The sequence below is a fragment of the Roseomonas sp. TF40 genome (assembly GCF_057219975.1).
Genome location: NZ_JBXVVR010000005.1, coordinates 1 through 22,107, shown reverse-complemented (window position 1 = coordinate 22,107; position 22,107 = coordinate 1). Strand labels below are relative to the sequence as shown.

The window sequence follows — 22,107 nt, the reverse complement described above, 5'->3', positions numbered from 1 at the left end:
GCCCGGCCTGGATCCCAGGCCCCGATGGCGCTTTCGCCGCATCACGGTTCGGGGTAACCCTCGACCGCGAAAGAACGGGAATGCCATGAGCCTGGGTGCGAAGCCTGTGCAGGGTAGGAGGGGCGGCGGGCGCGATCAAGCGCGACACCGGCTGCTGGTCCTCGCTGCCCTGCTGCCGCTCGCGGGCTGCGCCGTGCCGGCGGATATCGACCCGCGCATCACCATCGCCAATGTCTTCGGCGCGCATCTGGAAGGCCGCCTGCCGCCGCCGGGGCTGGAACGGCCCTTCCCCACGCTGGGCAGCCTGCCGCCGCGGCCCGAGCCGGTGGACCGCGCCGCGCTGACCGCGCTGTCGGACCAGCTCGCCGCCGATCGTGCCCGGGCGGCGGAACCCCAAACGGCGCAACCCTTGGCGCCGGCCTTGACCCGCAGCCTGGCCGAGGGGCCGCCCGGCGCGCCCGATCTGCGCCTGCCGCGCGGTGCGCCCGCCCTGGCACCGGCCGTGGCCGCGCCGGAAGCGCCCGCACCCACCTTGCCCCCCGCCGGGCCGGCCGATTTCCTGGGCGTACCCGCCCCGCCCAGCGCCGACCTTCTGGTGCCTCGCCGCCCGTGAAGGGCTGCGGTATACCCGCCCCCCCTGCCTGCCACGATCCACCTCCCACTTTGGACAAGACGACGATGACCGAGGAGTTCCACCGCATCCGGCGCCTGCCGCCCTACGTCTTCGCCGAGGTCAACTCGGCCAAGGCCAAGGCCCGCGCGGCGGCCGAGGACATCGTCGATCTCGGCATGGGCAACCCCGACAGCCCCACGCCGCCGCACATCGTCGCCAAGCTGGTCGAGGCCGTGGCCGATCCGCGCACGCATCGCTACTCGATGTCGAAGGGCATCCCCGGCCTGCGCAAGGCGCTCGCCGGCTATTACGAGCGGCGCTTCAACGTGAAGCTGAATCCCGAGACCGAGGTCGTCGCCACGCTCGGCAGCAAGGAGGGGCTCGCCAACCTCGCCGCGGCCATCACCTCGCCGGGCGACACCATCCTGGTGCCCAACCCCTCCTACCCGATCCACCAGTTCGGCTTCGTATTGGCGGGGGCTTCCGTGCGCTCTGTGCCGCATACGCCCGATGACGACATGCTGAGCGCGCTCGATCGCGCGGTGCGGCATTCCGTGCCCAAGCCGACCGCGCTGATCGTGAACTTCCCCTCGAACCCCACGGCGCTGCTGGCGGATCTCTACTTCTACAAGCAGGTCGTGGCTTTCGCGAAGAAGCACGGGATCTTCATCCTGAGCGACCTTGCCTATTCCGAGATCTATTTCGGCTCGCTGGTGCCGCCCTCGATCCTGGAGGTCGAAGGGGCGAAGGATGTGGCGGTGGAATTCACCTCCATGTCCAAGACCTACAACATGCCGGGCTGGCGCATGGGCTTCGCGGCGGGCAATCCGCGGCTGATCTCGGCGCTCACGCGGGTGAAATCCTATCTGGACTACGGCGCCTTCGCGCCGATCCAGATCGCCGCCGCCGCCGCGCTGAACGGCCCGCAGGATTGCGTGGCCGAGATGCGCGACCTGTACCGCGAGCGCCGCGACGTGATGGTGAAGGGCCTGGCCGGCGCGGGCTGGGACGTGCCCTCGCCCGAGGGCTCGATGTTCCTCTGGGCGCCGATCCCGGAACGCTTCCGGCACCTGGGTTCGGTCGATTTCTCGAAGCTGCTGCTGGCCAAGGCGAAGGTCGCGGTCGCACCCGGCATCGGCTTCGGCGAGCATGGCGACGGGCATGTGCGCATCGCGCTGGTGGAGAACAGCCAGCGCATCCGCCAGGCGATGCGCGGCATCAAGGCCTTCCTCACCGCCGACAATGCCGGCCCGGTCGAGGCCCCCAACGACGCGATGGATGTGGACGCCGCCTGACATGAAGCCTCTCTCGATTGGTGTCGCCGGGCTCGGAACTGTTGGCGCCGGCGTGCTTACCCTGCTGCGCGACAACGCCGCCACCGTCGCCGCGCGCGCGGGCCGGCCGATCATCGTGACCGCGGTGGCGGCGCGCGACCGCACGCGCGATCGCGGCGTCTCGGTCGCCGGGCTGCGCTGGTATGAGGATGCCGTCGCACTCGCGCACGACGCCAATGTCGATGTCGTGGTCGAGTGCATCGGCGGCACCGAAGGCCCGCCCGCCGATCTCGTGCGCGCCGCGCTCAAGGCCGGCAAGCCCGTGGTCACCGCGAACAAGGCGCTGCTCGCCACGCATGGCGCCGAGCTTGCCGCGCTCGCCGACGCCAAGGGCGTGACGCTGGCCTATGAGGCCGCGGTGGCCGGCGGTATCCCCGCCATCAAGGCGCTGCGCGAGGGCCTCGCGGCCAACGACATCTCCCGCGTCATGGGCATCCTGAACGGGACCTGCAACTACATCCTGACCCAGATGCGCGAGCGCGGCATCGAATTCGCGCAGGCGCTGAGCGAAGCCCAGAAGCTCGGCTACGCGGAAGCCGATCCCAGCTTCGACGTCGATGGCATCGACGCCGCGCACAAGCTGGCGATCCTGGCCGCGCTGGCCTTCGGCCGGCCGGTGGATTTCGGCTCGGTGCATGTCGAGGGCATCCGCTCGGTCTCCGCGCTCGACATCAAGCTGGCCGAGGAACTCGGCTACCGCATCAAGCTGCTCGGCATCGCGCGCCGCACCGAGGCCGGGATCGAGACGCGGATGCATCCCTGCATGGTGCCCATCGCGCACCCGATCGCGCGCGTCGATGGCGTGTTCAACGCCGTGGTGGCGGAGGGCGATTTCGTCGGCCGGCTCGTGCTGGAAGGCCGCGGCGCCGGCGCGGGGCCGACCGCGAGTGCCGTGGTGGCGGACCTGATCGACATCGCGCGCAACCGCGCGACGCCGGTCTGGGGCGTGGCGCAATCGGCGCTCTCGCACCTGCCTTCCGTGCCGATGGCGCGGCGCGTGGGCGCCTATTACCTGCGGCTGATGGTGGTGGACCGCCCCGGCGTGATCGCCGATGTCACTGCCGCGCTGCGCGACAACGCGATCAGCCTGGAATCCATGCTCCAGCGCGGCCGCGCGCCGGGCGAGGCCGTGCCCGTCGTGGTCACCACGCATGATTGCGAGGAAAGCCAGATGCGCGCCGCCATTGCCCGGATCGAGGCGCTGGAGGCAGTGGTCGAGAAGCCGGCGCTCATCCGCATCGAAACCCTCTGACGTCCAAGGAAGAACCGCAATGTCCGATTCCCAGCAGGTGCATGTCGATCGCAACCTCGCGCTCGAACTGGTGCGCGTGACCGAGGCCGCGGGGCTTGCCGCCAGCCGCTGGATGGGCCGGGGCGACAAGAACGCCGCCGATGGCGCCGCCGTGGAAGCGATGCGCCGCGCCTTCGACACGGTGGCCATCTCCGGCACCGTCGTGATCGGCGAGGGCGAGATGGATGAGGCGCCGATGCTCTACATCGGCGAGAAGGTCGGCCTCTACGCCAAGGCCGGCGGCGGGCCGGAGGTGGACATCGCGGTCGATCCGCTGGAGGGCACGACCATCACCGCCAAGGGCGGGCCCAACGCCATGGCCTGCGTGGCACTCGCCTCCAAGGGCGGCTTCCTGCACGCGCCGGACGTGTACATGGACAAGCTCGCCGTCGGCCCGGGCCTGCCCGCGGATTGCGTCAGCCTCGAGGCCAGCGTCGAGGAGAACCTGAAGAACCTCGCCAAGGCCAAGGGGCGTGACGTCTCCGACCTCGTCGTCTGCCTGCTCGATCGCGACCGGCACAAGGAGATCGTGAAGCGCGCCCGCATGGCCGGCGCGCGCATCATGATGATCCCCGATGGCGATGTCTCGGGCGTCGTCGCCGTCTCCCAGCCGGAGACGGGCGTGGACATCTACATGGGCAGCGGCGGCGCGCCCGAGGGCGTGCTGGCGGCCGCCGCGCTGCGCTGCATCGGCGGGCAGATGTGGGGAAGGCTGCTGTTCGAGAATGAGGAGCAGGTGGCCCGCGCCCGCGAGATGGGGGTCACCGACCCCAACCGCATCTACGGCATGACCGACATGGCCAAGGGCGATGTGATGTTCGCCGCCACCGGCGTGACCACGGGCCCGATGCTGCGCGGCGTGCGGCATTTCGGCTCGGGTGCGGTCACCCATTCCATCGTCATGCGCAGCAAGTCGGGCACGGTGCGCTATGTCGAGGGCCACCACAATTTCGCGCTGAAGCCCGCGGCCTTCGCCGGTTGAGCGCAACGGCGGAGAACGACGCCGGGCTGGTGCTCGGCGTCGCGCGATCGCTCACCGGGCGGCGCTGGATCTGGCGGCAGGGCGAGGCGCGCACCGGCCTCGCCATCGCGCAGCGCCTCGCGGTGCCGGAACTGGTGGGCAGGCTGCTCGCCGGGCGCGGCATCACGCTCGACACGGCGGCGGATTTCCTCGAGCCCACGCTGCGCGCGCTGCTGCCCGACCCTTCCGTGCTGACCGACATGGATGACGCCGCCGTGCGGCTCGCCGATGCGGTGCAGCGCGCCGAGACGGTGGCGGTGTTCGGCGATTACGATGTGGATGGCGCCTGCTCCGGCGCGCTGATGGTGCGGCTGCTGCGCGAGCTCGGCTGCGCCGTGATGCACTATGTTCCGGATCGGCTGAAGGAGGGCTACGGCCCGAATGGCCCCGCCATCGCGGCGCTGTGCGATCGCGGGGCGAGCCTGATCGTCACCGTCGATTGCGGCATCGCCGCGGCCGGTGCGCTCGCCGCCGCCGAGGGGCGGGCCGACATCGTCATCCTCGATCACCACAAGGCCGAGGGCGCGGTGCCGCGCGTGCGCGCCGCGGTGAATCCGAACCGGCTCGATGACCGTTCGGGCCTCAACCATCTCTGCGCGGGCGCGGTCGCCTTCCTCGCCGCCGTCGCGACGGTGCGCGAGTTGCGCCGGCGTGGCCATTTCGCCGCCCGGCCCGAGCCCGACCTGAAATCACTGCTCGACCTGGTGGCGCTGGCGACGGTCTGCGACGTGATGCCGCTGACCGGGCTGAACCGCGCACTGGTCACGCAGGGGCTGAAGGTGATGGCGCGGCGCGAGCGTGCCGGCATCGCCGCCCTGCTCGCCGTGGCGCAGGCGAAGGACGCGCCGAGCGCGCATACGCTGGGCTACATGCTCGGCCCGCGCATCAACGCCTCGGGCCGCATCGCGCAGAGCGATCTCGGCCTGCGCCTGCTGGTCGAGGATGATGAGATCGAGGCCCGCGCCATGGCCGAGACGCTGGACGACGTGAACAAGCGCCGGCAGGAGGTCGAGGCCGATGTGCTGGGCGCGGCCTTCGCCGCCGCCGAGCAGCAGGCCCAGCGCGGCCACCCGGTGCTGCTGGTGGTGGGCGAGGGCTGGCACCCCGGCGTGGTCGGCATCGTCGCTGGCCGCATCAAGGAAAAGTTCAACCGCCCCGCTTTGGTCGCGGGGCTCTCGGGCGGGCTCGCCAAGGGCTCGGGCCGTTCGGTCGCGGGCGTGGATCTGGGCAGCGCGATCATCGCCGCGCGGCAGATGGGGCTGCTCGAGACCGGCGGCGGCCACCCGATGGCGGCCGGCTTCTCCTTCCGCGCCGAGCGCGAGGGCGAGTTCCACGCCTTCCTCGACGAACGGCTCAGCCATGCCGCGGTGCTGCCGGGCGCCGCCGATCTTGGCATCGAGGGCACGCTCGCGGTGCAGGGCGCGACGGTGGAGACGGCACAGCAGGTCAGCCGCCTCGCCCCCTTCGGCGCGGGCAATGAGGAACCGACCTTCGTGCTGGCCCGCGCCCGCGTGGTGCGCGCCGATCGCGTCGGCAAGGAGGGGGCGACGGTGCGCGCCTTCCTAGAGGGCGAGGGCGGCGCCCAGGGCGCGGGGGGGCGGCTCAAGGCGGTGTGCTTCCGCGTGAAGGACGGCCCGCTCGGCGCGGCGCTGCTCGGCGGCGGGTTGCTGCACCTGGCCGGACATCTGCGCGCGGAAAGCTGGAACGACAATGTGACGGCGAGCTTCCAGGTGGTGGACGCGGCGCCGGTATCCTGAGCGGCATCGGCGTACACGCTCCGTTGGCGCGGCCTGCATGCGAGCACGGCCCGGCACAATGCCAAGCGCAGGAAGTTCCGACCTGCGGCCCGAAGGGCCGAGCGCGCGAAGGCGCGCCGCGGCTTATGCGCCATGCGCGGAGCATGCCTTCGGCATGACGAAGCCAAGGGCCGCGGATGCGGCCCGCGTCACGCCACAGGCGTGCCTTCGGCACGACGCGAGTGAGGGGCACAAATCCGAACGGATCCGCCCTAACCGCGTCGCCGGAAGCGTTCGACTGCCGCGACCAGGGCGGTGCGCACGCCGGGTTCCAGGGCCGAGTGTCCCGCGTCCGGCACCATGGTCAGGCGGGCGCGGGGCCAGGCGGCGGCCAGGTCGAAGGCGGTGTCGCAGGGGCAGACCATGTCGTAGCGGCCCTGGATGATCTCGGCCGGGATATGGGCGATCTCCCCCATGCCGGCGAGCAGCCCGCCGGGGCGCAGGAAGAGGTCGTGCTTGAAGTAGTGGGCCTCGATGCGGGCGAGGCCCAGGGCGCTGCGGTCCTGGGCGAAACTGGCGACGGTTTCCGGGCTGGGCAGCAGGGTGGAGCAGGAGCCTTCGTAGAGGCTCCAGGCGCGGGCGGCGGGCTGGTGGATCGCCGGGTCGGGGTCGCACAGGCGCTTGAGGTAGGCGTTCAGCAGATCGCCGCGTTCGGCGGCGGGGATGTGTTCGGCGAAGGCGGCCCAGGCGTCGGGGAAGATGCGGCGCAGCCCGTAGAGGAACCACTCGACCTCGCTGGGCCGGCCGAGGAAGACGCCGCGCAGCACGCAGCCGGTGACGCGTTCGGGATGGGCCTGGGCGTAGGCCAGCGCCAGGGTGCTGCCCCAGGAGCCGCCGAAGAGCAGCCATTTCTCGATGCCGAGGAAGCGGCGCAGCGCCTCGATGTCGGCGACGAGGTGCGGCGTGGTGTTGTCGCGCAATTCGCCGAGCGGGCGGGAGCGTCCGGCGCCGCGCTGGTCGAAGATCACCACACGCCAATGCGCCGGATCGAAGAAGCGGCGGTGGATGGCGCCGGCGCCGGCGCCGGGCCCGCCATGCAGGAACAGGGCGGGCTGGCCGCGCGGGTTGCCGACCTGCTCCCAGTACATGACGTGGCCGGCCGAGAGCGGCAGCAGCCCGGTTTCGAAAGGGGCAATGTCGGGGAAGAGGTCGCCGCGGGGCATGGCGGTGGTTTACGGGGGGCGGGTGGCCCCTTGCAATGGGCGGATTGCACGGATTCGCCCGCCCGCCCCCTTCGCCCCGGCGCGCATCGTGACTAGGTTGTGACCATGGCCGAGACCCCTCCGGCCGGTTCCAAGGCCGCGACCGCCGGTACCATCCGGTGTGCCGTCTGCGGCACGGAGAGCCGGCACGCCCCTTTCCGCCCGAGCCCGCCCGAGCAGGCGCCGGATCTGGATCTGCGGCCGGGCGAGCCGGTGCGCTCCACCATGGCGCGCTGGCTGCAGCAATGCCCGGGCTGCGGCTATGCCGCGCCCGATATCACCCGGGCGCATCCGGCCGCGGCCGAGGCGGTGCGCGCCGCGCCCTTCCGCGCCCTGCTGGCGGACAACGCCATCCCGCCTTTGGCGCGGCGTTTCCTCGCCTGGGGGCTGGTGCTGGAAGAAACGGGGGCGATGCACGCGGCGGCCGAAGCCACGCTGCAGGCCGCCTGGGTGGCCGATGACCTCGGCCGGCCTGAACTCGCGCGCGCCTGGCGGCTGGATGCGGTGGCGCTGTGGCGCGGCGGGCCGCCGCTGGATGCCGAGCAGACGGTGCGGATCGTCGATGCGCTGCGCCGGGCCGAGGCCTGGGGCGATGCCGGCAGCACCGCGGCGTTGCTCGCGCAATCCGAACCGCCGGAGGCCGTGGCGCAGGTCATCATGCTCGAGCGGCGGCTGATCGAGGCGCAGGATTCGGGCCGCCATACGGTGGCGAGCGCCCTGCCCCCGCCCTCGCGCCGCCCGCATGTGACGCATGGCCGCGGGGCGATGCCGGCGCAGAGCGAGGGTGTCTGGGCGAAGCTGAAGCGGCTGTTCCGGGGGGGCTGAGCGGTCCCTCTTGCCGAACCGGGTCTGGGTGGGTAGCGTTATAGTATAACATTACCACTCGAGGCCCCGATGCGCCGGCGTTCCCTGCTCGCCCTGCCTGCCCTGTTGCTGCCCACGCTCGCCCGCGCGCAGGCGCCCCGCCCGCAAAGCCCCGCCCCGCAGACCCCGGCGGTGGTGGCCAGCTTCTCCATCCTCGGCGACATGGTCCGGGAAGTGGCGGGCGACCGCGTAAGGCTGCGCACCATCGCCGGGGCGAATGCCGATGCGCATACCTTCCAGCCCCGGCCCTCGGATGCCGAGGCGCTGCGCGGTGCGGCGCTGGTGGTGCGCAACGGCCTGGGTTTCGATGGCTGGTTCGAGCGGATGCTGCGCGCCGGCAATTTCCGCGGCCCGCAGGTGGTGACGACCGAGGGCATCACGCCGCGCCAGATGCCGGCCCATTCCCACGGCCATTCCCATGCGCATGGCGGCGGGGCGGAAAGGCGGCAGAACCACTCCGTCGGCCCGCGCATGGTGCCCGACCCCCATGCCTGGCAGGATCTGCGCCTGGGCGTGACCTATGTGCGTAACATCGCCCGCGGCCTCGGCCTCGCCGATGCGCCGAATGCCGCCGCCTATGAGGCCGCGGCTGCCGCCTACATCACCCGGCTCGAGGCGCTGGATGCCTGGGTGCGGGCCGAGATCGGCGCGGTGCCCGAGGCGCGGCGCAAGGTCGTGACCAGCCACGACGCCTTCGGCTATTTCGGCGTCGCCTACGGCATCACCTTCCTCGCCCCCCAGGGGGTGTCCACCGAGGCCGAGCCGAGCGCGGCCGAGGTCGCGCGGCTGATCCGCATGATCCGCGAGCAGAACATCACCGCCGTCTTCATGGAGAACATGGGCAACCCCGCCACACTCCAGCGCCTGGCGCGCGAGGCCGGCGTGACGGTGCGCGGGCGGCTCTATGCCGACGCGCTCTCCGAACCCGCGGGCCCGGCGCCGAGCTATGAGGCGATGTTCCGCCACAATGTCGGGCTGCTGGTCACGGCGATGCGGGGGAACCCGGCGTGAGGGCGCTTGTGGTCGGCGCGCTGCTGGCGCTGCCCGGCCTGGCCGCCGCGCAGGAGGTCCGGCCCTTTGCCGGCTTCCAGCCGCATGTCTCGACCGAGGTCTATATCGGATTCTACGGCGTGGGCACCACCAGCGCGACGGATCGCGACCGCGGCGGCACCAGCATGTTCCTCTATGGCGAGATCGCCGCGGGGCTGCACCTCGCGCCGAATTTCTCGATCCAGGCCGTGCTGGCGCTGGAGCCGATCGGCGAGGGCGATGCGCTGGGTGGCTTCCCGCAGGGCGGGACCATCGGCTTCCGCCGCCAATCCGCCTTCCTCGAGGCGCTCTATGCCGAGTGGAAGCCAGAGGATGGGCTGACCCTGCAGGGCGGGCGCTTCGTGGCGCCCTTCGCGCGCGGCCATCACGACTTCCCCGGCATCCTCACGCGCATCCGCGCGCATGAGGTCTCGGCCATCACCGACAGCCTGGGCGTAGGCGGCACCTATACCTTCCTCTCGGACCCGAGCCTGGGCGAGCACGACATCTCGGTCGCGGCCTTCACGCTGGACCGCACCTTCCTCTCCTCCACCTGGATGACGCGGCGCAGCTGCTGCGATGAGCGCTATGAGCGCTTCAACCGCAACACCCGCGCGCAGGGCGGGCCGGCCAATACCGGGCAGCTCGACAGCGCCGCGCTGGCGCTGGATGGCGATGGCTTCGCCTGGGCGCCGGGCCTGTCCTACCACCTGGGCGTGGTGACGCGCGGCCAGGGCATCGACGGCACGGCGCGCGAATGGGGCTATGCGGGCGCGTTGCGCTACCAGCAGCGCTGGAGCGCCGAGCAATCGACGCTCTTCTTCGCCGAGGCCGTGCAGTACCGCAACGCCGCCGCGCGCCCGCGCACGGAGATCACGCTGCTCGGCTTCGATCCCGACACCGGCGACGAGATCGAGGAGACGCTGGAGACCACGATCCGCGAGCGCCGCACCTTCACCACGCTCGGCGCGCAGCACCGGATCGGCGAGTGGCGCGGCACGCTTGCCTGGCAGCGCGACCAGCGCAAGCGCAGCATCGAGACCCTGCCGACCGAGAACTATGTCGAGGTCTCGGTGGGGCATGACCTCGGCTGGGGCTTCGGCCTCGATGTCGGCTACCAGTATGGCCGCTACGCGCGGGAGGAGGCGGGCGGGCTCGGCACCTCCCACGCCTTGCTCTTCCGCCTGGGCTGGCGCGGACCCTGAACCGGCGAGGCAGGGCCTTTCGTCAACCTCCGATCTGCTAGCATCCAGGTCTTTTGGTGGCCCTGATGGGATCTGGCGCATGAGGAAGCTTCTGGTTGGCATGCTGCTGGCCCTGCCGGGGGCGGCGATGGCGCAGGAGGTGCGGCTGGATGCCGGCTTCCGCCCCAGCCTGGAGAGCGAGCTGGCGGTCAACCTCTTCGGCGTGTCGAATTACCGTGCGACGGACCGCAACCGCCGCTACGCCGACCTCTACACCAAGACCGAGCTCGCCTCGACGCTGCGCCTGACGGAGAGCGTCTCGGTGCTGGGTTCCATCAAGTTCGAGCCGGTGGCGGGCGGGCCGACCGAGGGCCAGGACCGCGCCTTCCAGGACCAGGGCGCCTGGGTCGCCACGCTCTACGCCACCTGGCAGGCGCAGGAGCGGCTGCAATTCCAGGCCGGCAAGTTCACCGCGCCCTTCGGCTTCACCCATGCCAATGCGCCCGGCATCCGGCTGCGCGACTGGGTCTCGGATTACGAACTCACCGAGAGCCTCGGTTTCGGCGCCACGCTGACGCTGCTGGACGATGCCGAGGGGGTGGGCGTGCACCGCCTGGCCGCCGCGGTCTTCACCTGGGACACGACCTCGCTGGCGAATACCTACGTCACGCGCAAGCGCTTCGGGCGCGACGAGGCCGACCGCTATTCGCGCAACAGCGCGGGCCAGGGCGGCGCGGGCAATACCGGGCGGCTCGACAATGTCGCGGCCGCACTCTCCGGCGAGGAGATCGCCGCCCTGCCGGGCTTCACCTACATGGCGAGCGTGATGTCGCGCGGCGCCGGGCGGGACGGCACGGCGCGCGAGACGGCGGTGGGGCTCTCCCTGGCGCAGGAGATCCCCTGGAACGAGGATTGGCGCACGCTGCTCTTCGCCGAGGCCGTGCGCTTCTGGAATGCCGGCGGCCGCCCGCGCACCGAGGTCGCGACCGAGGACCCGGACGTCACCGAGCCCGCCCCCCTCAGCGAGCGCCGTACCCTGGCCACGCTGGGCGCACGGACCAGCTACGGCGATTGGCGCGCCACCGCCGCCTGGCAGACCGACCAGCGCAGCCGCACCATCAACCAGGTGCCGCGCGAGAGCTATGTCGAGGTGACGGTGGGGCGGGCCTTGCCGCATGGCTTCTCCATCGATGTCGGCTGGTCGCGCAACCGCTATGCGCGCGAGGAGGGCGGCCGCGGCACGGTGGATGCGGCGCTGAGCCTGCTCTCCTGGCGCGCGACATTTTGATGCCCTCAAGCGCCGGGCGCCGGCATCCGCCGGCTTGGCTCGCCGCATTGGCGGCGGGCCGCATTCGCGGCCTCGGACCACTTCGTGGTCCGCCAGTACCGGGAAAAAATGCGAGTACTGACCCCTTCTGACGCGCGGGCGGCGCAGCCCGAGCTTGCCGCGCGGGTGGTCGCGCGGGATGCGCTCGGCCCGGTGCGGGTGCTGGGGGGCGCGGATGTCTCGACGCTGCGCTTCGACGCCACGCGCAGCGTTCATGCGGCGATGGTGGCCCTCGATGCCGCCACGCTGGACCCGCTGGGCGAGGCCGGGGCGACGCATCGGGGCGGCCTGCCCTACATCCCCGGCCTGCTCGGCTTCCGCGAGGTGCCGGCGCTGGTCGAGGCCTTCGCTGCCTTACCGGTGCAGCCGGACCTGATCCTGGTCGATGGGCATGGGTTCGCGCATCCCCGCGGGTTGGGCGTGGCGAGCCATCTGGGCGTGGTGCTGGACCGGCCGACCATCGGCGTGGCGAAGTCGCTGCTGGTGGGTGAGGTCGCGGGGCTGGGGCCGGAGGCCGGGGCCACCGCGCCGATCCTCTGGCAGGGGCGCGTGATCGGCATGGCCCTGCGCAGCCGGGCACGGGCCAATCCGCTCTACGTCTCGGTCGGCCATCGCGTCGCGCTGGAGACGGCGCTGGCCTGGGTGCGCGCCTGCCTGCGCGGCCGCCGCCTGCCCGAGCCCACGCGCCAGGCGCATGACGCGGCCACGCGGGTGCGTCTGGCGGCGCAGGCCGGCGCGCGGTAACCACGCCGCATGGCACGACTCTGGATGGTTCTCGGCGCCCTGTCGGGGCTGGTGGCGGTGGCGATGGCCGCCTATGCCAGCCACGGCCTGCCGCCCGAGACGGCCGCCCTCGCGAATACCGGCGCCTCGCTCCAGGTCTGGCACGCGCTGGCGCTGCTCGGCTGCGGGCTGTTGGCGGAACGGCGCCGCGGGCCGCTGGTGCATGTCGCGGCGGGCTGCTTCGCCTTCGGCACGCTGGCCTTCTGCGGCGGCGTCTATCTGCGGGTGCTGAGCGATCTCTCGGTCGGCCTGGTGACGCCGCTGGGCGGCACAGCGCTGCTCATCGGCTGGGGCGTGCTGGCGGCGGCCGCCGCGTTGGCGCCCAGCAAGTGATCGCCTCCGCCTACCTCGCCGCCGAGGGTTTCGAGCAGCCGCTGGCGGAGGAGCTGGCGCGGCGTGGCCAGCGCGTCTCCGCCTGGCATGGCCGGCTCGCCCTCTCGCCCGACCCGCCCGCACCTGCCGCCTGGGCCCTGGAGGTCTGGACCGCCCCCCGCGAGATCGCCGTCGCCTCGGTGAAATCCGCCGCCGATGCGCTGCGCGCCATCCAGCGCAACTGGGCGCTCTACGACGCCGCGCATCACCGCCGGTGTGCCCTGATCGCCGAGCGCCTGCCGCCGGTGAAGGCGCGCCCGCTGACCTTCCCCGAACCCGCGCCGACCGGCCATCTCGGCGCCTGGACGCTGCTGGCGCCAGACCGGATGCTGGCCAGCCCGACCAAGACCAGCCCCTTCGTCAACGGCGCGGTGCAGTTCGTGGAGGACAAGGCAGGCCCGCCCTCGCGCGCCTATCTCAAGCTGTGGGAGGCGCTGACGCGGCTCGGCGTGCACCCCGGCCCAGGCGAGCACTGCCTCGATCTCGGCGCGGCGCCCGGCGGATGGTCCTGGGTGATCGCCAAGCTGGGCGCGCAGGTGGTGGCGGTGGACAAGGCGCCGATCGATGCGGGTGTGCTCGCCCTGCCGGGCGTGTCGCAGCGGCTGGAGAGCGCCTTCGGCATCGACCCCCGCACCGAGGCGCGCGTCGATTGGCTGTTCAGCGACGTGATCTGCTACCCGGCGCGGCTGCTCGCCCTTGTGCGGGCCTGGATCGCCGCCGAGGCCGCGCGCAACTTCGTCTGCACCATCAAGTTCCAGGGCGAGACCGACCACGCGGTGGCCGCGGATTTCGCCGCCATCCCCGGCGCGATCCTGTTCCACGGCGCGCACAACAAGCACGAACTCACCTTCGCAAGACTGGCAGGAGGCCCTTCGCCATGACCCTCTGGGTGCGCTTCTCCCATGCCGGCGCGACCGGCTTCGGCACGCTGGACGGCGAAGAAATCGCTGTCCACAGCGGCGATCTCTTCAACGCGCCGACACCGACCGGTACGGTGCTTCCGCTCGCCGAGGTCACGCTGCTCGCCCCCGTGCAGCCGGTGCGGTTCATTGGGCTGTGGAACAATTTCCGCGAGGCCGCGGCCAAGCAGGGCAACGCCATCCCCGACGTGCCGCTGTATTTCCTGAAGTCGCCCGGCAGCATCATCGGCCCCGAGGCCGCGATCCTGCCCCCCGCCAGCTATGAAGGCCGCACGATCTATGAGGGCGAACTCGGCCTGGTCATCGGCCGGCGCTGCAAGGATGTGTCGGAAGCCGAGGCCGAGGCCGCGATCTTCGGCCTGACCTGCGTGAACGACGTGACGGCGCTCGACCTGCTCAACGCCGATCCGAGTTTTCCCCAATGGGCGCGGGCGAAGGGCTGCGACAGCTTCGGCCCCGTCGGCCCCGCCATCGCCACGGGGCTGGACTGGCGCGATCTGACCATCAGCGTCGCGCTCAACGGTCGTGTGCGGCAGAACTACCGCTGCGACGACATGATCCTGCCGCCCGCGCGCATCGTCTCGCTGCTCTCGCGCGAAATGACGCTGGAACCCGGCGACCTGATCGCCTGCGGCACCTCGCTCGGCGCGCTGCCGATGCGCCCGGGCATGGTGGTGGAGGTCACCATCCCCGGCATCGGCACGCTGAAGAACATGTTTCAGCCCGGATAGAGCAATATGCGTTCAGATGGGTCGCGGCGCTGCCGCGACGCTGAACGCATTTCTTGCTCTAGATTCAATGGTTTCTAGAGCACGAGCTGCGTTCATGAGAACGCAGCGTGCTCTAGGCGCTGGCCCCGCGCACCGCGCGCGCCACCGCGCTGTCCCGCGCGGCCACCACCCCGCCCGTGGAGGCCCGCGCCGTGCCGAACACCACCCAGGCGTCATCGGGCGAGCCGATCACCTCCGTGACCTCGAACCGATCCGGATAGCGCTCGGCATAGTCGAGGTAGACCAGCGCGGAATCATAGGCGCCGCGCAGCAGCGCCTCGCCGACCGTGACGATGGAGCCGGCCTGTTCCACCACCACCTCCTCCCAGCGGCTGGTGTCCACATAGGGGCGGGTGGGGCCGAACAGGCCGAGCGAGCGCGGCCGCGTCACGCCGCGCCGGGTCAGCACCGCCAGCGTCTTGCTCGGCGAGATGAAGGTATCGACGATGAACAGCCGGCGGAAATTCTCGCCGGTGATCCGCGCCGCATCGGGGTGCACGCTGCACAACAGCAGGAAATCGGCCTCACCGCGCAGGATCATCGCGACGCCCGCATCGGGCATTGCCACGAAGGCGAGATGCGCGCCATCCAGCCCGTGCAGGCTGAGATAGGCGCGCGCGACGACATCATGGTTCGTGCCGGGACCGATGGTGACGAAGCGCGGCCTTGGCGCGGCCAGCGGGGCGGTGCTCATGCGCCCGGGATCCGCAGCCGGGCCTCGAAGGCCGCGAAGGCGCGCGTCAGCGCGAAGGTGAGGGCAAGGTAGATCGCCCCGGCCACCAGGAAGACCTCATAGGGCGCGAAGGTGGAGGCGATGACGTTGCGGGCCATGCCGGTCAACTCCAGAAGGGTGATGGTACAGGCAAGCGAGGTCGCCTTCAGCGTCAGGATGGCCTCATTGCCCAGGGCGGGCACGATCTGGCGGACCGCCAGCGGCAGGCGCACGTTCCAAAGCGCCTGCCAGCGCGAAAGGCCGAGGGCGAGGGCGGCTTCTTGCACGCCCTGCGGCAGGTTGCGCAGCGCCCCCGACAGCAACTGGCCGACATAGGCGGTGGCGTTCAGCCCGAGCGCGATGACGAAACACCAGAAGGGCTCGCGCAGGATCGGCCAGAGCGCGCTCTCGCGCACCGCCGCGAACTGGCCCGCGCCGTAGTAGAGCAGGAACACCTGCACCAGCGCCGGCGTGCCGCGGAAGAGCAGGATGTAGGCTTCGGCCGGCAGGCGCAGCCAGCGCCGCGCCGAGCGATGCGCAAGCGCGAGCGGCAGCGCCAGCACCAGGCCGACGGCCAGCACCGCCAAGGTCAGCAGCACGGTCAGGTGCAGCCCCTCGAGCAGTCTCGGCAGGGCCTGCTGCATCAAAGCGAGGTCGAGCATCGCGCCCTACCCCCGCGCCAGGCCGCGCGCCGCACGCGCCTCGGCCGCGCGCAGCGCCAGGGTCATGGCCATGGTGATCATCAGGTAGAGCAGTGCCGCGACCGCGAAATAGGTGAAGGGCTCATTGGTGAAGCCCGCGCCGATCTGCGCCTTGCGCATGATCTCCTCCAGCCCGATCACCGAGACCAGCGAGGTCTGCTTGGTCAGGATGATCGACTGGTTGCCGAAGGGCGGCAGCGCCAGCCGCCAGGCCTGGGGCAGGATGACGAAGCGGAAGGCCTGGGCCGGGCGCAGGCCGAGCGCGCGCGCGGCCTCCACCTGGCCCCGCGCGACGCCCAGGATGGCGCCGCGCAGGATCTCGGTGGCATAGGCGCCGAAGACGAAGGCCAGTGCGGCCACGCCGGCGGAGAAGGGATCGAGGTTCACCGGCTGGCCCAGCAGCCGCGAGAGCGACACCGTGCCGCCGAAATAGATCAGGAAGATCACCAACAGGTCGGGCACGCCGCGCACCACGGTGGTGTAGGCCTCCGCCACCATCCCGAGCGCGCGGCCGCCGCGCAGCTTCGCCAGCGCCATGACCAGCCCGATCAGCGTGCCGACCAGGATGGCGGCCAGCGCCAGCGCCACCGTCAGCCCCGCGCCCCAGAGCAATTGCAGCGCGAAGCCCTGGCGCAGCGCCTCCATCGCCGATCAGAGCAGGCGGAAGGGGATATGGCGCCCATACAGCCGCGGCAGCGTGCCATCGGCCACGATCTCGGCCAGCACGCGGTTCAGCCGCGCCAGCAATTCCGTGTCCTCCTTGCGCAGCGCGATGCCGGCCCCGTCGCCCAGGTCGCCGCCGAACAATTCGGGGCCGACGAATTCCAGGTTGCGCGCCTCGGGGCGCTGCATCAGGCCCAGATGGGCGGTGATCTTGTTCATCACGATCAGGTCGAGCCGCCCGGCCAGCAGATCGAGTTCCGGCCCGCCCACCGTGTCGTAGAGCACGATGGTCGCGGTCTGCTCATAGCCGGCGCGCTGCATCCAGATGTGCTGGGAGGCGCCGCGCTGCACGCCGATGCGCCGCCCGCGCAGCGCCGCCGGCGAGACATCGGTGAAGCGCCCGCGCTGGGCGATGAAGGTTGAGATGATGCGGCGGTACTGGTCGGTGAAGGCCACGCGCTCGCGCCGCGCGGGGGTCATCGCCATGCCCGCGATGATGGCGTCGAAGCGGTTCGCCAGTAGGCCGGGGATGATGCCGTCCCAGTTCTGCGCCATGACCTCGCAGGTCACGTCCAGGCGGCGGCAGATCTCGTTGGCGATCTCGACATCGATGCCGGCGACCTGGCCCTGGGGGGTGACGAAGTTCCAGGGCGGGTTGGCGCCCTCGACCGCGAAGCGCAGGCGCGGGCGGTTCTGCGCCCTGGCCCCGGGCGCCGCCAGCGCCGTCGCCACGCCGAAGGCTGCTGCGCCGAGCGCACGCCTGGTGCAATGATTGCCCTGCATGTCCTGTTCCCCCCATTGCGCCATGCCTGCATGGGCTGGCTGCTTACGAGGGAAGGCTGGTGTGGTGGCGCGGATGATGTCAACAGAATTCAACTATTTTGCATGTGATGCAAAATTTTCGGTCCGGCGTCCGACTCAGCTCCGCAAATTCATGCAGATCGACAGATAGACGATCGGCCGCGCCAGCAGGGCCTCGGGCCCATGGATGGCGTTGGCGTCGAACACCAGCGTATCGCCCGGACCCAGGGTCAGGACACTGCCCTGGTAGCGGTAGGTCATGCGCCCGCGCAGCATGTAGAGCAACTCGGTCCCGGAATGCTGGAAGCTCGGATGCGGCTTCGCCAGATCATCGAGCGTGACGATGTAGGGCTCGACCACGACCGGGCCGGAGAGCGCGTGGCCGAGAAGTTCATAGGTATGCCCCGCCCGGCTGCCCTGGCGCGCCACGCGCACGCCGCGACCGGCCTGGACGTAGGAGACATCGCGCTGCCGGTCATGCTTGGCGAAGAGCCGCGCGACCGGCACGCCCAGCGCCTCGGCCAGGGCGGCCAGGCTGGCGAGCGAAGGCGCGGCGGCGCCGCTCTCGATGCGCGAGAGCATCGCGAGCGACAGCCCCGCCTGCTTCGCCAGGTCCGTGGAACTGAGAGCCAGGTTGCGCCGCAGGGCGCGCACTTCGGCCCCGAGTGCGACGCTGATCTGCGCGGCGGTGCCGGGCGGGGCATCTTCGGCCGCGGCGTCATCCGGCGCCGCGGCGGCCGGGTTGCGCCGGCGCTGGGCGCGGCCGCGCCCGGGCGGTGGTGCCGCTTGCCGTTCCGGCGCGGCCCGCCGCCCTGCCATCAATAGCAACCCGCGCTGCGTCCGCGCGCGCGCACCAGCGCCAGCACCGTCTCGCAGGTCGGCGCGGGGATGCCGGTGAGGGTCGCGAACTCCACGATCACGCCGAGCAGCGCGTCGATCTCCATCGGCCGGCCGCGCTCCAGGTCCTGCAGCATCGAGGTCTTGTGCGCGCCGACCTCCGCCGCGCCGGCGATGCGCTTGTCCACGTCGATGCCGAAGCGCACGCCGAGCTTCTCGCCGATCGCCTGCGCCTCGAGCATCATCGCGCGCGCGATGCCGCGCTGGCCGGGGTCCGAGGTGATCACATCGAGCGTCGCCCCCGTCAGCGCGCTGATCGGGTTGAAGGCGAGGTTGCCCCAGAGCTTCACCCAGATCTCGTCGCGGATCTTGGGCCGGATCGGCGCCTTGAAGCCGGCGCTGATCAGCGCCTCCGACAGCGCGGTGATGCGCGGCGTGCGCTCACCCGAAGGCTCGCCCAGCGTGAAGCGATCGCCATAGGTGTGCTCGATCACGCCGGGCTCCGGCACGTCGGCGGCCGGATAGACGATGCAGCCGATGGCGCGCGCGGGCGGGAGCAGGGCGGAGACGACGCCGCCCGGATCCACGCTGTGCACGCGCCGCCCGGCATGTTCGCCCGCGAAGGCGTGGAAATACCACCAGGGGATGCCGTTGACGGCCGAGACGATCGCCGTCTCCGGCCCCAGCAGCGGCTGCATCTGCTGCGCCGCGCCGGGGAGCGAATGCGCCTTCAGCGTCACCACCACATAATCCTGCGGCCCGGCCTCCTCGGCCGTGGCGACGCAGCGCGGATAGACGGTGGTCTCGCTTCCTTCGCTGCGCAGCTTCAGCCCATGCGCCTGCATCGCCGCCAGATGCGGCCCGCGCGCGATGACCGTGACCTCGGCCTCGCCCTTCGCGGCGAGCTTCGCCGCCATCAGCCCGCCGATCGCGCCGGCGCCAAAGATGCAGATCTTCACAGCGACAGCCCCAGCTTCTCAGCGAGGCCGATGCGCATCAGCTTGCCGGTCGCACCCTTCGGGATCTCCGGCAGGAAGACGACCTTCCGCGGCACCTTGAAGTCGGCCAGGTGCTGGGCGGCGAAGTCGCGCAGCTCGCGCTCGGTCAGCGCCATGCCCTCGCGCAGCACGACGGCGGCGCCGACCTCCTCGCCCAGCTTGCTGTGCGGGATGGCGAAGGTCAGCGCCTGCGCCACCGCCGGATGGTCGGAGAGGATGCCATCGACCTCGAGCGGGCTGACCTTCTCGCCGCCGCGATTGATCAGCTCTTTCAGCCGGCCCGTGAGCATGAGGAAGCCGTCCTCATCCAGCATCCCCTGGTCGCCGGTGCGGAACCAGCCCTTGTGGAAGGCCTTGGCGTTGGCTTCGGGGTTGGCCTCGTAGCCGGGCGTGACGTTGGGGCCGCGGATCACGACCTCGCCGATCTCGCCCTGGGGCAGGATCTCGCCATCATCGCCCATGATCGCCACTTCCGGCCCGGCCGGCAGGCCCACCAGGCCCGGCTTGCGCGGGCCGGCGAGCGGGTTGGAGGCCATCTGGTGCGAGGCCTCGGTCATGCCGTAGCTCTCGACCAGCGGGCAGCCGAAGGTCTCCTCCATCTGGCGCATCACGGGGCCGGGGAGGGAGGCGGAGGAAGAGCGGATGAAGCGCAGCCGGGCGCGCGCGATGATCTCGGCATTGCGGCCGGCGCGCGTCAGGATGGTCTGGTGCATGGTGGGCACGGCCGTGTACCAGCTCGGCCGTTCCTCATCGAGCCAGCGGAAGAATTTCAGCGCGTCGAAGCCCGGCGTGCAGATCACCGCCCCCCCCGCGCCGACCGAGGAGAGCACGGCGGCGATCAGCCCGTGGATGTGGAACAGCGGCATGACGTTGAGGCAGGCATCGCCGGGCGAGAGCGCCAGCGTCGCGCCGATGTGCCGGGCGGAGGCGGTGATGTTGGTCTGCGTCAGCGGCACGATCTTGGGCCGCGCCGTGGTGCCCGAGGTATGCAGCACGAGCGCCACGTCATCGGGCTGGGCCATGCCCGGATGCGCCGCGGTGCCGGGCGAGCCGCCCTCCAGCGTGAAGGCGCCGGCCGCGGCGCCGGGGACGAGTTCCAGGATGGTGATGCCGAGCTTCTCCGCCGCCGCGCGGGCCGGTGTCTCAACCCCCTTGGCGACGACGAGGGCGGAGGCCTTGAGGTCGGCGAGGTAGAATTCGAATTCCTCGAGCCGATAGGCCGGGTTGAGGGGGGCGGTGGTGGCGCCGGCGGCGATGGTGAGGAAGGCGGTGGCCATTTCCGGGCTGTTCGGGAGCACGATGGCCACCCGGTCATTCCGCCCGATGCCGAGCGCGTTCAGCCGGGCGACGGTGCTGGCGGCGAGGGCGCGGAGCGCGGCGAAGGAGAGGCTCTCGCGCCCTTCAGTGGCGCGGATGGCGGGCCGCGTGGCCTCACCGGTCTCGAGCAGGGCGCCGACGGTCCTGATGTTGCTCACGCTGCGACCTTTCCTGGGAACCGGTTTCCTGGCGATGAATGCCGATGTGGCGCGTCTTGCGCAAGGCGGGAGGCGCTGCCGGGCGGTTGCATGGCGCCCGTGCTGCGATTATAGGGCGGGTCCCGCCTGCGGAGAGGTGGCGGAGTGGTCGATCGCGTCGGTCTCGAAAACCGAAGTAGGTGCAAGCCTACCGTGGGTTCGAATCCCACCCTCTCCGCCAGAGATCCTTTTACATCAGTGGCTTGATGGACTGTTCAGTCCTGTTCCCACACTGGTTCCCACACCCTCGGCGCGATAGCCCATGCACCTGTGCAGTCCAGCTATCGCGCCGTCGGCATGTCGCGGGTCCACCTGCAACGTGGGAACGTCGTGCAGCCGAGGAAGTAGGCGCCCGTTTCTTTGACCTCCCGGACGACAGAGGGCTTGCCGCAGCGAGGGCAGGTCTCGTGCCCTAGTGGCGGCATAGAGTGGCGTGAGCCCTCAGCTTTGGCGGCATCCTCCTGCTCTTTCACAGCAGGGACGCAAGTGGCACAAACGCGCGTAAGCGGGCGCGCCCTCAACTCGGGCAGCAGGCGCGGCAAACCGCACTCCGGGCACTCCTGCCGCTCGTCAGCCGCCAATAGTTGCTCGCCGCCTGCCCCCGCCGACCACGCATCGAAGATTTTGCCGCGGCAGCGCGCGCAGGAAAGCTTGGCCAACACCCTGCGGACATTCCGCATTGTCAGCGGCTCCTCCAACCAGGTCTCAAGCCTCTCCTTCGCGACCTCAGCTTCGTGGTTGCATCCGCGGCAGACGGCACGAAGCCCTGCGACGCTGCGCGCCACGTTGGTCATGGGCCAGGGTGCTCCCCTTCGCATCTGCATGTTCGTTGGCCCGTCGCCCCCCGCGATTGGTAGCCACTGGCCTGCACTAGCCGGCGCTGCTTATTGTTTGGTCGCGGGCCACCCTCCGGCGGTCGACAATCCGAAGCAGATGATTCGCCAGCATGACGACTTCCAATGCTTCGGTAGGATCGTCGAGATTGACCGTCCGATGCGATGCCGGATTTTTGTAGGCACCGAATACTCCACCAAACAAATCACGGACCGATTCTTTTTCTGCTCTCTCTGCAGAGGGATCAGTGAGAGGGCCATTCTCTGGATTGAAGGCCCGTGACGTGCTCCCCGGAAACGGCGCCATTTTTCGGTAGAGTCCGATCCAGCGAAGGACGGACGAATGAAGCGCAGTAGGTTCAGCGATGAGCAGATCATCGGGATTTTGAAAGAGCAGGAGGCCGGTGCGGCTACGGCGGATGTGTGCCGGCGGCACGGCATAAGCGGCGCGACCTTCTACAAGTGGAAGGCCAAGTTTGGCGGCCTTGAGGTGACTGAGGCCAAGCGGCTGCGGACGTTGGAAGAGGAGAACGCCAAGCTCA

General features: G+C 70.9%; 24 protein-coding genes and 1 tRNA gene. 15 read left to right on the top strand and 10 right to left on the bottom strand.

The features are described 5' to 3' along the window. Positions 1–85: 85 nt before the first annotated feature. The 5 genes from AC2D9U_RS15105 (at position 86) to recJ (ending at position 6,016) form a co-directional block, all read left to right on the top strand. On the top strand, positions 86–613 hold the full coding sequence (locus AC2D9U_RS15105; RefSeq protein ID WP_484750356.1) for a hypothetical protein: 528 nt from the start codon (positions 86–88) through the stop codon (positions 611–613). Positions 614–678: 65 nt separating this feature from the next. Next, entirely contained in the window at positions 679–1,908 is a 1,230-nt protein-coding gene (locus AC2D9U_RS15100) for an LL-diaminopimelate aminotransferase (protein ID WP_484750354.1), read from the top strand. A 1-nt stretch (position 1,909) separates the two neighbouring features. Next, positions 1,910–3,199, top strand: coding sequence for a homoserine dehydrogenase (locus tag AC2D9U_RS15095; protein ID WP_484750353.1), 1,290 nt, complete (start codon positions 1,910–1,912; stop codon positions 3,197–3,199). 19 nt (positions 3,200–3,218) lie between these two features. Next, the gene (gene glpX / locus AC2D9U_RS15090; RefSeq protein WP_484750350.1) at positions 3,219–4,220 is read left to right on the top strand and encodes a class II fructose-bisphosphatase; all 1,002 of its coding nucleotides are present in this window, start codon (positions 3,219–3,221) and stop codon (positions 4,218–4,220) included. Continuing rightward, positions 4,217–6,016 (top strand): single-stranded-DNA-specific exonuclease RecJ, encoded by a 1,800-nt coding sequence (gene recJ, locus AC2D9U_RS15085; RefSeq protein ID WP_484750349.1) that lies wholly within the window; start codon positions 4,217–4,219, stop codon positions 6,014–6,016. Before glpX ends, recJ begins: the two co-directional genes overlap by 4 nt. 251 nt (positions 6,017–6,267) lie before the next feature. Here the strand turns inward: recJ and pip are convergent, their stop codons facing one another. Then, the gene (gene pip, locus AC2D9U_RS15080; RefSeq protein WP_484750347.1) at positions 6,268–7,218 is read right to left on the bottom strand and encodes a prolyl aminopeptidase; all 951 of its coding nucleotides are present in this window, start codon (positions 7,216–7,218) and stop codon (positions 6,268–6,270) included. Positions 7,219–7,323: 105 nt separating this feature from the next. Between pip and AC2D9U_RS15075 the strand changes: the two genes are divergently transcribed. The 8 genes from AC2D9U_RS15075 (at position 7,324) to AC2D9U_RS15040 (ending at position 14,467) form a co-directional block, all read left to right on the top strand. Next, on the top strand, positions 7,324–8,082 hold the full coding sequence (locus AC2D9U_RS15075; protein ID WP_484750345.1) for a hypothetical protein: 759 nt from the start codon (positions 7,324–7,326) through the stop codon (positions 8,080–8,082). Positions 8,083–8,151: 69 nt separating this feature from the next. After that, the gene (locus AC2D9U_RS15070; protein WP_484750343.1) at positions 8,152–9,132 is read left to right on the top strand and encodes a metal ABC transporter solute-binding protein, Zn/Mn family; all 981 of its coding nucleotides are present in this window, start codon (positions 8,152–8,154) and stop codon (positions 9,130–9,132) included. Continuing rightward, on the top strand, positions 9,129–10,355 hold the full coding sequence (locus AC2D9U_RS15065; RefSeq protein WP_484750341.1) for a hypothetical protein: 1,227 nt from the start codon (positions 9,129–9,131) through the stop codon (positions 10,353–10,355). Before AC2D9U_RS15070 ends, AC2D9U_RS15065 begins: the two co-directional genes overlap by 4 nt. 79 nt (positions 10,356–10,434) lie before the next feature. Then, positions 10,435–11,622 (top strand): hypothetical protein, encoded by a 1,188-nt coding sequence (locus tag AC2D9U_RS15060; RefSeq protein WP_484750339.1) that lies wholly within the window; start codon positions 10,435–10,437, stop codon positions 11,620–11,622. A gap of 108 nt (positions 11,623–11,730) precedes the next feature. Then, positions 11,731–12,405 carry a deoxyribonuclease V gene (nfi, locus tag AC2D9U_RS15055; protein WP_484750337.1) on the top strand — a complete coding sequence of 225 codons (675 nt, stop codon included), beginning with the start codon at positions 11,731–11,733 and terminating at the stop codon, positions 12,403–12,405. A gap of 9 nt (positions 12,406–12,414) precedes the next feature. Further along, positions 12,415–12,777 carry a DUF423 domain-containing protein gene (locus AC2D9U_RS15050; RefSeq protein ID WP_484750335.1) on the top strand — a complete coding sequence of 121 codons (363 nt, stop codon included), beginning with the start codon at positions 12,415–12,417 and terminating at the stop codon, positions 12,775–12,777. Further along, positions 12,774–13,697, top strand: coding sequence for an SAM-dependent methyltransferase (locus AC2D9U_RS15045; RefSeq protein WP_484750333.1), 924 nt, complete (start codon positions 12,774–12,776; stop codon positions 13,695–13,697). Before AC2D9U_RS15050 ends, AC2D9U_RS15045 begins: the two co-directional genes overlap by 4 nt. After that, a complete protein-coding gene (locus AC2D9U_RS15040) occupies positions 13,694–14,467 on the top strand; it encodes a fumarylacetoacetate hydrolase family protein (RefSeq protein WP_484750331.1) in 774 nt (257 codons plus the stop codon). The genes AC2D9U_RS15045 and AC2D9U_RS15040 overlap by 4 nt, the downstream gene beginning before the upstream one ends. A gap of 112 nt (positions 14,468–14,579) precedes the next feature. Here the strand turns inward: AC2D9U_RS15040 and AC2D9U_RS15035 are convergent, their stop codons facing one another. The 7 genes from AC2D9U_RS15035 to AC2D9U_RS15005 form a co-directional block, all read right to left on the bottom strand. Continuing rightward, positions 14,580–15,200, bottom strand: a complete 621-nt coding sequence (locus tag AC2D9U_RS15035) for a hypothetical protein (RefSeq protein WP_484750329.1) — start codon at positions 15,198–15,200, stop codon at positions 14,580–14,582. Beyond that, complete coding sequence (locus AC2D9U_RS15030) at positions 15,197–15,880, bottom strand: ABC transporter permease (protein WP_484750328.1); 684 nt, start codon at positions 15,878–15,880, stop codon at positions 15,197–15,199. Before AC2D9U_RS15030 ends, AC2D9U_RS15035 begins: the two co-directional genes overlap by 4 nt. A gap of 6 nt (positions 15,881–15,886) precedes the next feature. After that, entirely contained in the window at positions 15,887–16,564 is a 678-nt protein-coding gene (locus AC2D9U_RS15025) for an ABC transporter permease (protein WP_484750326.1), read from the bottom strand. A gap of 6 nt (positions 16,565–16,570) precedes the next feature. Further along, positions 16,571–17,365 carry a transporter substrate-binding domain-containing protein gene (locus AC2D9U_RS15020; protein WP_484750324.1) on the bottom strand — a complete coding sequence of 265 codons (795 nt, stop codon included), beginning with the start codon at positions 17,363–17,365 and terminating at the stop codon, positions 16,571–16,573. A 135-nt stretch (positions 17,366–17,500) separates the two neighbouring features. After that, on the bottom strand, positions 17,501–18,202 hold the full coding sequence (locus AC2D9U_RS15015; protein WP_484750322.1) for a helix-turn-helix domain-containing protein: 702 nt from the start codon (positions 18,200–18,202) through the stop codon (positions 17,501–17,503). Next, a complete protein-coding gene (locus AC2D9U_RS15010; RefSeq protein WP_484750321.1) occupies positions 18,202–19,179 on the bottom strand; it encodes a 2-dehydropantoate 2-reductase in 978 nt (325 codons plus the stop codon). Before AC2D9U_RS15010 ends, AC2D9U_RS15015 begins: the two co-directional genes overlap by 1 nt. After that, on the bottom strand, positions 19,176–20,693 hold the full coding sequence (locus AC2D9U_RS15005; protein WP_484750319.1) for an acyl--CoA ligase: 1,518 nt from the start codon (positions 20,691–20,693) through the stop codon (positions 19,176–19,178). The genes AC2D9U_RS15010 and AC2D9U_RS15005 overlap by 4 nt, the downstream gene beginning before the upstream one ends. Positions 20,694–20,823: 130 nt before the next feature. Between AC2D9U_RS15005 and AC2D9U_RS15000 the strand changes: the two genes are divergently transcribed. Beyond that, positions 20,824–20,913 (top strand) — tRNA-Ser (locus tag AC2D9U_RS15000). Positions 20,914–21,013: 100 nt separating this feature from the next. Here AC2D9U_RS15000 and AC2D9U_RS14995 read toward each other — a convergent pair. Beyond that, complete coding sequence (locus tag AC2D9U_RS14995) at positions 21,014–21,157, bottom strand: topoisomerase DNA-binding C4 zinc finger domain-containing protein (protein WP_484751188.1); 144 nt, start codon at positions 21,155–21,157, stop codon at positions 21,014–21,016. Between the two features lie 445 nt (positions 21,158–21,602). Further along, positions 21,603–21,872 carry a TIGR02391 family protein gene (locus tag AC2D9U_RS14990; RefSeq protein ID WP_484750317.1) on the bottom strand — a complete coding sequence of 90 codons (270 nt, stop codon included), beginning with the start codon at positions 21,870–21,872 and terminating at the stop codon, positions 21,603–21,605. A 36-nt stretch (positions 21,873–21,908) separates the two neighbouring features. Between AC2D9U_RS14990 and AC2D9U_RS14985 the strand changes: the two genes are divergently transcribed. Then, positions 21,909–22,107: transposase (locus AC2D9U_RS14985; RefSeq protein ID WP_484750315.1), on the top strand; the 199-nt coding region annotated here is incomplete at its 3' end.

What these genes read in the sequence shown, in the direction of transcription:
- AC2D9U_RS15105 (WP_484750356.1), top strand. Translation starts at nt 86, where the DNA reads ATGAGCCTGGGTGCGAAGCCTGTGCAGGGTAGGAGGGGCGGCGGGCGC.
- AC2D9U_RS15015 (WP_484750322.1), bottom strand. Translation starts at nt 18,202, where the DNA reads ATGGCAGGGCGGCGGGCCGCGCCGGAACGGCAAGCGGCACCACCGCCC.
- AC2D9U_RS15100 (WP_484750354.1), top strand. Translation starts at nt 679, where the DNA reads ATGACCGAGGAGTTCCACCGCATCCGGCGCCTGCCGCCCTACGTCTTC.
- AC2D9U_RS15025 (WP_484750326.1), bottom strand. Translation starts at nt 16,564, where the DNA reads ATGGAGGCGCTGCGCCAGGGCTTCGCGCTGCAATTGCTCTGGGGCGCG.
- AC2D9U_RS14990 (WP_484750317.1), bottom strand. Translation starts at nt 21,872, where the DNA reads ATGGCGCCGTTTCCGGGGAGCACGTCACGGGCCTTCAATCCAGAGAAT.
- AC2D9U_RS15050 (WP_484750335.1), top strand. Translation starts at nt 12,415, where the DNA reads ATGGCACGACTCTGGATGGTTCTCGGCGCCCTGTCGGGGCTGGTGGCG.
- AC2D9U_RS15075 (WP_484750345.1), top strand. Translation starts at nt 7,324, where the DNA reads ATGGCCGAGACCCCTCCGGCCGGTTCCAAGGCCGCGACCGCCGGTACC.
- glpX (WP_484750350.1), top strand. Translation starts at nt 3,219, where the DNA reads ATGTCCGATTCCCAGCAGGTGCATGTCGATCGCAACCTCGCGCTCGAA.
- AC2D9U_RS15035 (WP_484750329.1), bottom strand. Translation starts at nt 15,200, where the DNA reads ATGAGCACCGCCCCGCTGGCCGCGCCAAGGCCGCGCTTCGTCACCATC.
- AC2D9U_RS15030 (WP_484750328.1), bottom strand. Translation starts at nt 15,880, where the DNA reads ATGCTCGACCTCGCTTTGATGCAGCAGGCCCTGCCGAGACTGCTCGAG.
- pip (WP_484750347.1), bottom strand. Translation starts at nt 7,218, where the DNA reads ATGCCCCGCGGCGACCTCTTCCCCGACATTGCCCCTTTCGAAACCGGG.
- AC2D9U_RS15060 (WP_484750339.1), top strand. Translation starts at nt 10,435, where the DNA reads ATGAGGAAGCTTCTGGTTGGCATGCTGCTGGCCCTGCCGGGGGCGGCG.
- AC2D9U_RS15040 (WP_484750331.1), top strand. Translation starts at nt 13,694, where the DNA reads ATGACCCTCTGGGTGCGCTTCTCCCATGCCGGCGCGACCGGCTTCGGC.
- AC2D9U_RS14995 (WP_484751188.1), bottom strand. Translation starts at nt 21,157, where the DNA reads ATGCCGCCACTAGGGCACGAGACCTGCCCTCGCTGCGGCAAGCCCTCT.
- AC2D9U_RS15095 (WP_484750353.1), top strand. Translation starts at nt 1,910, where the DNA reads ATGAAGCCTCTCTCGATTGGTGTCGCCGGGCTCGGAACTGTTGGCGCC.
- nfi (WP_484750337.1), top strand. Translation starts at nt 11,731, where the DNA reads ATGCGAGTACTGACCCCTTCTGACGCGCGGGCGGCGCAGCCCGAGCTT.
- AC2D9U_RS15070 (WP_484750343.1), top strand. Translation starts at nt 8,152, where the DNA reads ATGCGCCGGCGTTCCCTGCTCGCCCTGCCTGCCCTGTTGCTGCCCACG.
- AC2D9U_RS15020 (WP_484750324.1), bottom strand. Translation starts at nt 17,365, where the DNA reads ATGCAGGGCAATCATTGCACCAGGCGTGCGCTCGGCGCAGCAGCCTTC.